This window comes from Aminipila terrae (genome assembly GCF_010120715.1).
Taxonomy (GTDB): domain Bacteria; phylum Bacillota; class Clostridia; order Peptostreptococcales; family Anaerovoracaceae; genus Aminipila; species Aminipila terrae.
Genome location: NZ_CP047591.1, coordinates 2,510,997 through 2,525,059, shown reverse-complemented (window position 1 = coordinate 2,525,059; position 14,063 = coordinate 2,510,997). Strand labels below are relative to the sequence as shown.

9 protein-coding genes are annotated in these 14,063 nt (G+C 36.8%); all 9 read right to left on the bottom strand.

Features of this window, described 5'->3' with window-relative positions; all coding sequences use genetic code 11:
* Positions 1-111: 111 nt before the first annotated feature.
* The 9 genes from Ami3637_RS11955 to Ami3637_RS11915 all read right to left on the bottom strand — a co-directional run bounded on the left by Ami3637_RS11955 (position 112) and on the right by Ami3637_RS11915 (position 13,920).
* Positions 112-1,431 carry a sensor histidine kinase gene (locus Ami3637_RS11955; protein ID WP_162362786.1) on the bottom strand — a complete coding sequence of 440 codons (1,320 nt, stop codon included), beginning with the start codon at positions 1,429-1,431 and terminating at the stop codon, positions 112-114.
* A 9-nt stretch (positions 1,432-1,440) separates the two neighbouring features.
* A complete protein-coding gene (locus tag Ami3637_RS11950; protein WP_162362785.1) occupies positions 1,441-2,148 on the bottom strand; it encodes a LytR/AlgR family response regulator transcription factor in 708 nt (235 codons plus the stop codon).
* A gap of 209 nt (positions 2,149-2,357) precedes the next feature.
* Positions 2,358-5,540: a carbamoyl-phosphate synthase (glutamine-hydrolyzing) large subunit gene (carB, locus tag Ami3637_RS11945; protein ID WP_162362784.1), complete on the bottom strand. Its 3,183-nt coding sequence runs from the start codon at positions 5,538-5,540 to the stop codon at positions 2,358-2,360.
* A complete protein-coding gene (carA, locus tag Ami3637_RS11940) occupies positions 5,540-6,625 on the bottom strand; it encodes a glutamine-hydrolyzing carbamoyl-phosphate synthase small subunit (RefSeq protein ID WP_162362783.1) in 1,086 nt (361 codons plus the stop codon). The genes carB and carA overlap by 1 nt, the downstream gene beginning before the upstream one ends.
* Before the next feature lie 207 nt (positions 6,626-6,832).
* A complete protein-coding gene (locus Ami3637_RS11935; RefSeq protein ID WP_162362782.1) occupies positions 6,833-9,400 on the bottom strand; it encodes a calcium-translocating P-type ATPase, PMCA-type in 2,568 nt (855 codons plus the stop codon).
* 492 nt (positions 9,401-9,892) lie between these two features.
* Positions 9,893-11,032 (bottom strand): THUMP domain-containing class I SAM-dependent RNA methyltransferase, encoded by a 1,140-nt coding sequence (locus tag Ami3637_RS11930; protein WP_162362781.1) that lies wholly within the window; start codon positions 11,030-11,032, stop codon positions 9,893-9,895.
* A gap of 75 nt (positions 11,033-11,107) precedes the next feature.
* Positions 11,108-12,130, bottom strand: a complete 1,023-nt coding sequence (gene mreB, locus Ami3637_RS11925; protein WP_162362780.1) for a rod shape-determining protein — start codon at positions 12,128-12,130, stop codon at positions 11,108-11,110.
* 91 nt (positions 12,131-12,221) lie between these two features.
* A complete protein-coding gene (locus tag Ami3637_RS11920) occupies positions 12,222-13,130 on the bottom strand; it encodes a bactofilin family protein (protein ID WP_162362779.1) in 909 nt (302 codons plus the stop codon).
* 43 nt (positions 13,131-13,173) lie between these two features.
* Entirely contained in the window at positions 13,174-13,920 is a 747-nt protein-coding gene (locus Ami3637_RS11915; RefSeq protein WP_162362778.1) for a polysaccharide deacetylase family protein, read from the bottom strand.
* Positions 13,921-14,063 lie beyond the last annotated feature (143 nt).

Genomic DNA, 14,063 nt, shown 5'->3' with positions numbered 1-14,063 from the left:
CCTTTCTGATTTATGAACTCAGTATACCTTTTAAGCAGGCAATGGCGTTATTTATGTTGTGAAATATTCATATTTTGTTGCAAATTTTCGTTTTTTCTATGGATAACACCATTAAAACAAAATTACATCTAATCTAAAATAAAAATTGTTCTCTCGCTCATGCACTCCATATTCTATATATCCATTATATTTTTCTACAGCTCTGCGTATATTTTCTATTCCAAACCCATGATTTAATTTATCTTGTTTCCATGTATTAATCTGCGTTTTACTTTGTTGTTTCGTTATATTTTGAAAAGATATCATATTCATGGAATTATGGTTTACTATATGAATCTCCAATTTCTTTTCTTGTATATTGATTTTGTGCAACTCTTCTACCCCATTATCAATGGCATTAGCAAATATTGTACACAAATCTATGGGTTCAATCTTGAAACAATCTGGTAATACTCCCTCGGTTACAATCGTAATGCCTAATTTCCCTGCCTGCACAGATTTTTCATTAACTATCGCATCTACAATTTCATTTCCAAGATGTAATTCTTGATCAATATGTTCCACTTGATCATTTAATTTAAGCAAATACTCTTTAAGCTCTTTATAACTTCCTGTTTGCGCCAGCTGATTCATCAGTCCCGTATGATTCTTCATATCATGTCGTATTCTTCGGGTTTCTCTCTGTGTTTCCTGATAAATTTTAAAATGTTCCAATTGTAAATTCAGATAATATTCATTTAACTCTGCTGTATTTTGATATTGATACTTTGCATATCTTTGAAATACCAACCCAATTATTGCGATATTCAACAATAAAACAACTGTAGCACTTACAAAAACTAGTACTTTAGAGTAATCTACAGGTATATTTAATTCATCTGCAGAAGAAATCAATATAGAAAGCAGGAATAAAAAAACTCCTATAGTACTTAGTACTCTTGTCTCCCATTTATCCAAGTGATATTTTTCAATAGTATTTTTTAATTCTTTTCTACACTTTTTCCCTCGAATATAAAATAGAAGGATAATACCCCAGCAAAAGATATCTAAAAGCTTCATCGTATACTGAAATTTAAAAATGATATCGTTCATAGATCCAATAAACAAATAAAGTAATGCTATGGGTAACATAATATAACTAATTACAATTCCTAAAACCGGAATAATAAGAAGTAATCCCCGTATTCTCTTTTTTTTTCGAGTTGTAAACACTGCAACTTCAAATAAGAATATGGTTATCAGAACACTAATAAATTCAAATTGATTATCTAGTATTGCAGCTACAAGCATTAACACAATACCTGCTGTGAAATAGATTTTTTGTGCTCTGTTATTACTAAACTTGATTTCCATAAAAATGTATTTTACAACAAACAATAATACAAGAAGAACTACCATTTGTGAAATAGTCATATATATAATATTCATCATCGTACTGCCTCATTTGCTATTCTTTCTTAAATAATCCATCATTCTATATTTAAATTCGTTTTGCTGTTTTTTACTGATGGGAATCTCTTTTTTGTCTTTCATAATAATTTTCTTACCATCAAAGGATTCTATGAATTCCATATTTACAATATAGCTGCGGTGTGACCTAAAAAAAATCAGCTTATTCAGTAAAGTTTCCATTTCATTTATTTTCTTTCTGATTAGATAACTACCTTTAGCAGTAAAAAGATTAATGTAAACATTTTCTGCCTGAATATACATAATATCTCTGACATAAAGCACATATTCTGTTCCACTGTCACAAACCATTATTTTCTCATCATTTTCTAAAAAAGATTCAATATCGTTTAAAGCCTTTTTTAATTTATCTTCATCCACCGGCTTGGACAAAAACCGAAAAGCATTTACTTCATAACCTTCCATAGCAAGCTCAGTATGGCTAGTAAGGAAAATAATTGGTATGTTCTTATTTATATCATGTATTATTTTAGCACTTTCAAATCCATCCGTTCCTGGCATTTCAATATCTAGAAATATTATCTGAAATAACTCTTCATTTTTTCTGATTTGTTCAATTAGCTGTTGTCCATTAGAAAAAGTGTATATACCTACATCTAAACTATTGTAGTATTTATCTAAAAAATTTTTTATGTTTTCTCTAAATAACGGCTCATCGTCGCATACTGCAATTTTCAAAATCTTCACCTTCCTTTGCCTAAACATTATAATTTTACCATTATTTATTTAAAATGCCCAATAAAAAATGTGGCTTCGCCACTCCGTACTGCCTTATTTTATGTAATAGGAAAATCCAGCGATATTTCCTATTACATAAAAAATAGGCAACAAAGGGAAACTACTTTGTTGCCTATTTATGTTAGCAAATACGAATTAAGTTAATAACTTTATTTTGATCCTAATACACAATAATCAAGCTTTGTTCCTGCTGCCTTTAGTTTAACTGCAGTCATAAATGCTTCTGCTGTATCCATACAGGTAAGAACAGGAAGGCCTCTTTCTATTGCCTTTCTTCTCAGTATAAAATCTTCCCTTTCCGGCCTGTTTGCAATACTTGGTACATTAATGAAAAGCTCAATCTCCTCACCAATCATGCTCTTAGCTTTTTCAAAGGTTAATTTAACAGCATCAATTCCATTTTCTTCAAAGTAGTCATAAGTCCATTCAGAACAGTACATTTTATACCCTTGGTCCCGATACATTTTAACTACATCAAGGGTATGATCGGTTCTCTCCGTATCACGAAGTGCAAAATAAGCCCCACCTTGTACAGGAATCTTTACGTTGGCAGCCAGTATACCTTTATAAATTGCCTTATCCAGGTCGTTATCAATCCCTAAAACCTCTCCTGTTGATTTCATTTCAGGTCCCAGAGTTACGTCTACATCCGTTAACTTAGCTCCAGAGAAAACGGGTACTTTTACCGCATATTTTCCTACATGTTTGTAAAGTCCTGTTCCATATTCAAATTCTTTAAGCTTCTTTCCCAGCATTACTGAAACTGCCAGCTTAATCATAGGCACCCCTGTAACTTTGCTTAAAATCGGCACGGTTCTGGAAGCTCTTGGGTTCACTTCAATTACATATACGTTTTTCCCGTCAAAAGCATATTGTATATTTACCAGTCCAAGAACATTTAAAGCTTTGGAAATCCTTTCTGTATAATCAATGATGGTATCTATTGTGCTTTTCTGTAAAGTATGTGGAGGATACACGGTCATGCTATCACCGGAATGAACTCCGGTTCTTTCAATATGCTCCATAATACCTGGAATCAGAATATTTTCTCCATCCCCTATAGCATCTACTTCCATTTCTTTACCCTGGATATACTTATCAATCAGCACAGGATGCTCTGAAGTAAGGGAAACAGCTTCTCTTAAATATTTCTGAAGTTCTTCATCACTATATACCACCTGCATAGCTCTTCCACCTATTACATAAGAAGGTCTTACCACCACCGGATAGCCTAACTCGTTTACAGCCTTAAAGGCGCTTTCTTCATCTGTAACCGCGCAGCCTTTTGGTGTAGGTATACCTAACTCTTGTAATAGTTCAATAAATTTCTCTCTGTCTTCTGCCAGATCAATAGATTTAAAGCTTGTCCCCAGTAATTTTATACTTCTTTTGTGCAGCTGCTCTGCCAGATTCAAAGAAGTCTGCCCGCCAAACTGGAGCACTACACCGTAAGGTCTTTCCTTTTTTATAACATTCATTACATTATCTACGTGAAGGGACTCAAAATAAAGCTTATCCGAAGTATCGAAATCCGTGCTGACAGTTTCAGGGTTATTATTCATAAGAATGGCTTCATAACCCATGTCTTTTATGGCCCATACCCCTTGAACACAGCAATAATCAAACTCTATTCCCTGTCCAATTCGAATAGGTCCGGAACCGATTACCAGAATCTTCTTGTTATCAGAAATTTTACTTTCATCCTCTCCATCATAGCAGGAATAATAATACGGAGTAACCGCATCGAATTCCCCTCCGCAGGTATCTACTACCTTATATACCGGATAGATGTCATTATATACTCGCATATCCTGCAAAACTTCCCTTGAGGTTCCTGTAAGCCCCAGTATTTCTACATCTGTGAAACCCATAGCTTCTGCTTCTAAAAGCAGTTCTGCATTAAGTTCTACTGTACTTAAGATTTTCTCCATATCCATGATATTTTTTATTTTATTAAGAAACCATCTGTCTATTTTAGTCTTTTGGAAAATCTCCTCTACGCTATATCCCCTTCTCATGGCTTCTGCCACACAGAAAATTCGTTCATCATCACAAGCTTCCAGTTTTTTAATCAGTCTGCCATTCTCTAATTTTGTTACAAATGGTACTCTAAGGCCGTTACATTTAACTTCTAAGGAAGTGACCGCCTTTAATAAGGCACTCTCAAAAGTCCTGCATATAGCCATGACTTCTCCTGTTGCTTTCATTTGAGTCCCCAGTTTCCTTGAGGCATTACTGAACTTGTCAAAAGGCCACTTAGGGAATTTCACAACACAATAGTCCAGGGTAGGCTCAAAGCATGCGCTTGTAGTCTGGGTTACATAGTTTTTCAATTCGTCCAGATTGTATCCCAGAGAAATTTTCGCTGCAATTTTAGCAATCGGGTAGCCTGCTGCTTTTGATGCAAGGGCTGAAGAACGGCTTACCCTTGGGTTTACTTCTATTACGATGTACTCGCTTGTATCAGGATTTAAAGCAAACTGAACGTTACAGCCCCCTTCAATCTTAAGGCTCCTGATAATCTTAAGGGATGAATCCCGGAGCATCTGATATTCTTCGTCTCTTAAAGTCTGTGTTGGTGCAACTACAATGCTATCCCCTGTGTGCACTCCAACTGGATCCAGATTTTCCATACTGCAGATAATGATACAGTTGTCTTTAGAGTCACGCATTACTTCATATTCGACTTCTTTCCATCCTGCAACTGACTTTTCCAGTAGAATCTGATCAATGGCGCTGTTTTCAAGACCTCTTTGACAGTAAAGTGCCAGTTCAGAGTCATTGTTTGCAATACCACCCCCGGTTCCTCCAAGAGTAAATGCCGGCCTGATTATAACAGGATACCCTGCTTCTTTGACAAACTCTCTACACTCTTCAAGATTTGTAGCAATAATACTCTTTGGAATCGGTTCACCGATTTCAAGCATTAAATCTCTGAATTCTTCTCTGTCTTCTGCTTTTTTTATGCTGTCTTTATTAATACCCAGAAGTTCTATTCCCAGTTTCTTCAGGGTTCCGTTTTCTTCCAATTCCATAGCCAGGTTTAATCCGGTCTGCCCCCCAAATCCTGCCAGAATCCCGTCCGGTCTTTCTTTCTCCAGAATTTGCTGTAAAGCTTCTTGTGTGAGAGGTTCCATGTACACTGTATCGGCTATGCCCTGATCGGTCATAATGGTTGCTGGATTGCTGTTTACCAGAATGGTTTTAATTCCTTCTTCTTTTATGGCTTTACATGCCTGGGTGCCTGCATAATCAAATTCAGCGGCCTGCCCTATGATAATCGGTCCAGATCCGATGATCAGCACTTTCTTCAGATAGTTCTTTTTTGGCACTATAAAACACCGCCTTTCATCATATTTATAAATTTATCGAACAAATACTGATTATCATTTGGTCCCGGTGAGGCTTCAGGATGGTATTGAACAGAGAATATTGGCAAATCCCTGTGCTTCATGCCTTCAACAGTTCCATCATTTAGATTAATGTGGGTCACTTCCATACCCTTTAGAATAATACTATTAGAATCTACGGCATAACCGTGATTTTGAGATGTGATGTAAGAACGATTGGTGTCCTTGTCATAAACACCATGATTTGCGCCTCGGTGTCCATATTTTAATTTATATGTTTTTCCACCTGCCGCTAAAGCTAATATCTGATGTCCCATACAGATTCCAAAAGTAGGAACTGTCCCCATGATTTCTTTTGTAATTGCAATAGCCTCTGTGGCCGCTTCCGGATCTCCCGGCCCATTTGTCAAAAATATTCCATCCGGTTTAATGCTCATGATTTCTTCAGCACCTGTACCATACGGGAATATATGTAATTCACAGCCCCTGCTGCTAAGCCCATCTAAAATACTCTTTTTTACCCCAAAGTCTAATACTGCTACCTTTTTAATATCACTTCCTCCTGTTGGAAGAATGACTTTCTTTTCCTTGGCAGCTGCTTCTTTCATCCAGTCACCCTTAAGCGGTGTCTCTTTACAAAGCCTTTGGGCTTCTTCTATGGAAATTCCTTCATTACTGATAACGCACTTTATTGTACCTTCGTTTCTTATTTTCTTTGTAATTCTTCTTGTATCTACTTTCCAGATACCCGGTACCTTCATTTCCTTAAGCCACTCATCAATATTCATAATACAATTTGAGTTTGATGGTTCAAAACATATGTCTTTTGCTACTAACCCAAATGCATAAATCTTATCAGATTCATTATCAATTTTACTAATTCCGTAATTTCCAATAAGAGGATACGTCATTGTAATTATTTGACCCATATACGAAGGATCTGTAAGCGTTTTCTGATAACCGGTCATTCCTGTATTAAAAACCAGTTCGCCTACCCTAGTTGTTCTGAATCCGAAACCTTTTCCAGTGATAACTGTTCCGTCTTCCAAATATAACAGCGCTTCCATGTTACGACCTTTCCTTTCCTGATTTACCTGTAGCTTATGATGAATATTTCTTTCAGCATTTCAAATAATTATACACTTAAGGTTATTTTTATGCAATACTTAAATTTATAATTATTTTTCAATTTTGATTCTCTAACCCAATAGCATATCATAATAAAAAAAATTTGTCACTATAAAAAATGACAAATTTCTCTTTTTATTTAATATTTACTTTTTAAATAACTCTTTTATTACTCTGCTGCCTTGTATCAGTATTGTTGGAGCAACTGCGCAGGCAACAATATAAGCTATGTTATTTCCCGATAGCTCAGTAACCTGAAACAAGCTTTGTAATGGATTTATAGTAAGAACTGCAAACAGCAGCGATGTTCCTAAAGCAAAGGCCCCCAGACTGTAAACATTACTTAAAAATCCAAGTTTAAATATGGATTGTCTGCCTCGTGAATTAAACCCATGCCATAATCTTGCAAAGCAAAGAGTTGCAAAGGCCATTGTTGAAGCCGTTTCTGCTCCTATTGGCAATCCCTGATAGTATGCCGCCAGAGTAAACGCAGCGATTAATACCCCCTGTATTCCAATCTCCAGCAGATACCTTCTGGTCAATATAGGTTCATCGCTTCTTCTTGGAGGCTCTTTAAGCAAATCTGCTTTTGGTTTTTCCATGCTGATGGCAATAGCGGGAAGACTGTCAGTTATTAAATTTATAAACAGAAGATGTACCGCCATAAATGGAATTGGCAGAGCCATTAAAGAAGTATAAACCACCGCCAGTATTCCGGATGTATTCCCAGATAGCAAAAATTTAATAGAGTTCTTTATATTTGTATAGATATTTCTTCCGTTTGCTACAGACTTTACAATCGTTGCGAAATTATCATCGGTCAGAATCATTGAAGCTGCATCTTTTGATACATCCGTACCTGTGATTCCCATGGCAATACCAATATCCGCTTTTTTCAGGGCGGGAGCATCATTTACACCGTCTCCCGTCATTGCCACAATATTTCCCTTGTTTTGCCATGCATCAACAATCCTGATTTTGTGAGCTGGCGTAACTCTGGCATAAACGGCAATTTCTGAAATTTCCTTATCTAATCTTTCATCGGAGATTTCGTCCAGTTCCATTCCAGTTATAGCTCTCTGCCCAGATCTCAGGATGCCGATTTCTTCTGCAATGGCTGAAGCTGTCACCTTATGATCACCCGTTATCATAACAGGCATGATGCCAGCTGTAAGACAGTTTGATACTGCTTCTTTGGATTCTTCCCTTGGGGGGTCCTGCATGGCAATCAATCCGATAAATGTAAAGTTATCTTCATCATTTAAATTGATATCTTGTTTTTCAATATTTTTCTGGGCAAAAGCTAAAACCCTAAGTCCCCTCTTAGAATATTCATGGTTTTGATCCTGCGCCTGATTAATATCTTCTTCTGTAATAGCTCTTTCTGCCCCATTACTATATACAAATCTTGATTTATGCAGCATGGCATCTACTGCACCTTTTGTCATCATAACAGTAGTATCATCTATGTTGTGCAAAGTGCTCATGAGCTTTCTATCTGAATCAAAAGGGAGTTCTGATAATCTTGGATAAGCTGATAATACCTGCTTATAATCTTTCCTGGTGTTCATGTAATATTCTATGAGAGCAGTTTCAGTGGGGTCTCCCAGCACCTTTCCCTCGGTTACAGAACTGTCATTGCACAGTATTGCTGCCAATAGCAATCGGTTGGTGGATAGTTCTCCATTGTCTGCCAGGTAAGTATTTTTCACTGTCATCCGGTTTTTGGTCAGTGTTCCTGTTTTATCTGAACAGATGATAGATACACACCCCAGACTTTCCACTGCTTTGAGATTTTTCATGATAGCATTTTCTTTAGCCATCTTAGATGTTCCTAAAGCAAGAGATATGGTTACAATGGAAGAGAGAGCTTCCGGAATGGCCGCTACAGCCAATGCAACTGCAAACATCAGTGAATCCAAGACGGTCATGCCCCTATAAATGCATAGTCCTAATATGCATGCACAGATAATCATAATGATTAAGGAAAGTTTTTTGCCAAAAGCGTCAAGGCTTATCTGCAGAGGGGTTTTCCTCTCCTTGGTTTCGTTCATCAGCTGTGCAATCTTTCCCAGTTCAGTATTCATACCAACACTGGTGACAACTGCCATACCTCTTCCATAAGTTACCTGTGTACCAGAGAATACCATGTTATCCTGGTCTGCCAGGGTTTTATCTCCAGATATTTTTTCAGAAATTTTATTTATACTCTCTGCTTCTCCCGTTAAAGAACTCTCATTGACCTGCATGGAATAGCATTCAACAATTCTTCCATCAGCAGGCACTACATCCCCGGCTTCCAGCACCAGTATATCTCCTACTACAATATTTGCTGCTTCTATACCACGTCTTTTACCACACCGTATGACTTTAGCAAGAGGAGAGGCTAATTTTTTTAAACTATTTAATGATTTTTCTGCTTTAAAATGCTGTACTGTTCCTAAAATAGCATTAAGAACAATGACTCCCAATATTACCAGTGTACTTTCCAGATCACCTGTAAATATGGAGATGACTGCTGCTGCAATTAGAATGACCACTAACAGATCTTTGAACTGAGTGAGAAATACTTTCAATAGTCCCTGCTTTTTTTCTTCTGCCAGTTGGTTTTTTCCATATCTTTTCTCATTTTCTTCTACCTGCTTCTCATCCAACCCTTCCTTTGAAGAATTTAAATCTTTAAGTACTTCTGTTGCACTCATTTTATAGAACATTATACGCACTCCATTCCTTATTCCTATGTTAAATATTAGTATGCTTATTTTGACATATTCTATTCTAATTTCACTTTTTTATCAATGTAATAAATGTTAAACTCCTGTTAATTAAATGTTAAATACTTCAAATTAATTATTTCTTTTTATACTTAGAGATGAGGCTTCATATCCAAATATTAATTTGCTTTTTATTGTCTATGCTGTTGCACTACCGTGATTATCATCTTTACTTAAATCCCGGTAGCTTCTTGCATCTTTACTCATTAGTTTTGACACATTGTTAGCTTTTTTATTGAAATGCCTACCATAAAGTTTCAGCTTTCATAAAATATGGTAGGATTTGCCCAAAAAGCTACCGGAGATTTTGTTTTTTTATAATTATAAGAGCAAAAGACCTATTCTCTTATCGTTTGATTAATTTGCATAAAAAAAGGGGCTACTGCAAAATATCAGTCATTTTGCAACAGCTCCGTTTTTACTACTAATATTTTATTTAATTGTTTTAGGTTTTGCCCCATGAAACTGATAGTAACAGACTTCAATATTGCCGTTGTACAGCTTCCTTCTTCTGTCTGCCAGTTTTCCAAAGACCTGCTTTTCTATGGTTTTATCCGGAGTAATCATAAACAGGGACCAGGTTGGGTTCTGCTTTAAGAAATTCTTAAACTTATTATAGATTTTCTTAATTTCTTCCTTCTCTCCAATCCTTTCTCCATATGGGGGATTCGTAATGATTACACCACTCGTTTCACTGGCTTCCATTTCAGCCACATTCATTCGTTCAAAGGTTATGCAGTCATCTACCCCTGCATCTGCTGCATTTTCCTTTGAAGCTTCTATGGCTGCAGGATTTATGTCATAGGCTCTGATACGGATATCTTTATCATGTATTATTTCGCTAAAAGCTTTTTTTCTTTCTTCTTTCCACAAATCTTCTGGGATTATATCCCATTTTTCTGCTGCAAAATGCCGGTTTAATCCTGGAGCAATATTCTTTTCAATCATGGCAGCTTCAATGGGAATTGTTCCTGAACCACAGCAAGGGTCCACAAGCAGCCTTCCTTCTCTCCAGAAAGAAAGCTGTACCATAGCTGCCGCTAAAGTTTCCTTAATAGGGGCCGTCACTGCATTCTGCCTGTATCCTCTCTTATGAAGCCCAACTCCTGTTGTGTCCAGTGTAACAGTAACTCTGTCCTTAAGGAGCGTTACCTTTATAACATATTCTGCTCCACTTTTCTCAAAATGCTCTACCCCATATGTTTCTTTCAGCCTTTCTATAATAGCCTTTTCTGAAACACTCTGACAGCTACGCATACTGAACAGTTTAGACTTAACAGACGAACAGTTGACTTTAAAGTTACCATCAACAGGTATCCATTCTTCCCAGGCTATGCCTTTTATAGTCTGGAACAAATCTTCAAATTCTAAAGCTTCAAATTCAGCCATTTTAACTAGGACCCTGTCAGCACACCTTAACCACAGGTTTGATTTTACTATAGCTCTTTCATCACCCATATAAGTAATCTTCGCATCTTCAGATTTAATAATCTTGTATCCTAAGCTTTCTATCTCTCGTTTTACTACTGCTTCCAGGCCAAAGGTGGACGTTGCAATCAGTTCAAGTTTCATTTTTTCCTCTACTTTCCCTCGCTTTATAGAAAAAAAGCTCCCCCTTTGAGAGCTTTTTTATTTTTTTATTGTGCATTAAAAACTAGGTCTTCTTCTGTTTAATTGATTGGTCTCCATGAATTCAATGGAATCCAGAGCTTCACCGGTTCCAATAGCTACGCAGGACTTTGGATCCTCTGCAATTCTTACCTGTATTCCGGTTCTATCCTGAATTCTTTTATCAATGCCATAAAGTAGTGCACCACCGCCAGTAATAACGATACCTGAATTACTGATATCCGCTGCCAATTCAGGGGGCGTTCTCTCCAATACGGAATGAACGGCCTCTGCAATAGTCTGCAGTGGCTCTTCAAGAGCCTCCATCATCTCTGCAGATGAAACCTCTATAGATTTAGGTAATCCACTAACCAGATCCCGGCCTCTGCATTCCATGGAGATAGGTTCTTCTCTTTGATAAGCTGTTCCTATTGTCATTTTTAATTCTTCTGCGGTTCTTTCACCAATATATAATTTGTGAACCTTTCGCATATATTTAACGATATATTCATCGAATTTATCTCCAGCAATTTTTACAGAAGAACTTGCAACAATTCCACCAAGTGAAATAACTGCAATATCTGTAGTACCTCCGCCGATATCAATAACCAGAACTCCGTCTGGCTTTGCAATATCAAGGCCCGCACCAATGGCTGCTGCAATAGGCTCTTCCATAAGATAAACGTCTTTACCTCCAGCCTGAGTAGCAGCTTCTCTTACTGCTCTTTTCTCTACTTCTGTTACACCACTTGGAACACAGACCATAATTCTAGGCCTGAAAAATCTGCTTGTTCCACAGGTTTTCTTAATAAAATACTTCAGCATTCTTTCTGTTACATCATAATCTGAAATAACACCATCCCGCAGTGGTCTGACTGCAACAATGTTTGCAGGAGTTCTACCAAGCATTTGTCTGGCCTGTTCTCCTACAGCTAAAATTTCATTGTTATCCTGATTAATTGCAACAACTGAAGGCTCATTTAAAACGACACCTTTTCCTTTAATATAAACTAAAACATTGGCCGTACCAAGGTCAATTCCAACTTCTGATGAAAATCCCACTTGATTTCTCCTTTCAATTTAAAACTGCTCTTTAAGCAATCATCACTAAAGAGCAGCACAAATAGTCTTTGTTTTATGTAATACCTACATCCTAGCTACCTACGATTTGCCCAAAAATGCTATCCTCTTCGTTTTTAGAGAAATTGGTATTAATGTAACCCTGCATTCTTGCACCATACTGTACATAAAAGTTAGATACTGTAATATTCCCCACAACAACAGAGTTTGATAGAAACTCGCCATTGCCCCCAATATTCACTTCGCCCTTTATTTTGCCATCAACTCTGGTGTTCTGGGCTGCAACATCGCCTACAAGCAAAGTATCCTTATCCATAAGTAAAGCGCCCTTAGAATTAATGTTACCTTTAATTTGTGCACCCTCCAATAGGATATCAGTAGCTTCAATATCGCCTTGAACAAAACCTGATACTCCTACATTCTTTGTAGTATCAATTTTGCCCTTAACCTTACCATTTAATTCAATGTTTTCAAAAGATTTTATATTTCCTTCAACTATTGTGTTTCTTGTAATAATAGTTGTGCCCACTTCATCTTCATTGTATGGTTCATTGGGACCCATACCATTTCCAGAATTACCGCCGCCGCCAAAACCATTATTAAATTTTGTTGAATCAGCAGCAAAATTGCCAGAGAAAGTGTTTTGTGAGGACTGACCAAATCCTGGCTTGTCAAAGAAAGCTGGTTCCTCATTATTTGTATTCGCTCTCTGCTGATTATATGTATCATTATTAGGATTAGGATTTGAGTATGCTCCCATATTCTGTGTATTCTGAGGAGCGCTCTGTTTAAATGCCTGACTAAAATCCTGATTTAATCGGTCATTGCCAGCCGGCTCCGTTGGAGTCTGATTTGCAGCCATATATTCTTCGCTGTTTTCTGGTACTGCGGCAGTTTCTTCATTTACTTTTCCCTTATCTTGAGAAGAGTCTATCCCCAGAATTTCCCTCATTGCCTGGCTAAAATTTCCTTTATTACTCATTTTTGGCGCCTCCAATAAATTCACTGTATTATTTATTTACCATCTAAAAGGTAATTGGTTTAACATTGGCTGTCAGCTTTTTGAAACTATATCCATTATCTTTATAAAATCGGATAATTTCATTTAATGCTTCACAGGTATTGTCATTTCCATTGTCGTGCATCAGAACTATACACTCATCAGCTTTTTTAGGAAGTTTTGTAGCATTTGTAATCATTGATTCTTTTGACATTTTACCCGAGCCGTCATCAGCACATACATTCCAGTCAAAATACACCATTCCCCTGCGTACTACTTCTTTTATTAAATCTTTATACCTATCTTTGTCATATGCATTTATACTTCCACCAGGAAATCTCAGTATACTAGGAGCTTTACCTGTAACTCTCTGGATTCTGTTATATGATTGTTCAAAATCCTTCACATAATTATCTACAGAAGAATAAATGGTATCATAATTAGTACCTGTTGAAGTAAGCACACCTACGGCATGTCCATCATCGTAAGCCTCTTTAATAATACTGTCTGCTGTCTGGCTTTCACTAGTATTAAAGAAAAAAGTTGCTTTGATCTTGTTCTCCCGCAATATATCCAAAATTTGCGGAGTATTTGGGGAAGAACCATCATCGAAAGTCAGATATACTACTTTTCCATCATTTTCTGTTATTTTATCACAAATAGCAGTATCTGTGGCGGCCTTTTCCTTTTGTACAGCAGATTTAACAACCTTATTTTCTGTTGTTTTGCTGATGGCAGGCACACTTTTTCTGCTACAGGCTCCCGATTCCAAAGATTCAGCTTATTACCTACAAAAAAAGTCAATAAACAAGCTATGACAATTATTATTGAAAGAGCCGTAAAAACAATCATACGTTTATAAAAAGCGACACTTCTTTCTTTCATACATACTCTTTCCTTATCTAAATTGTAAAC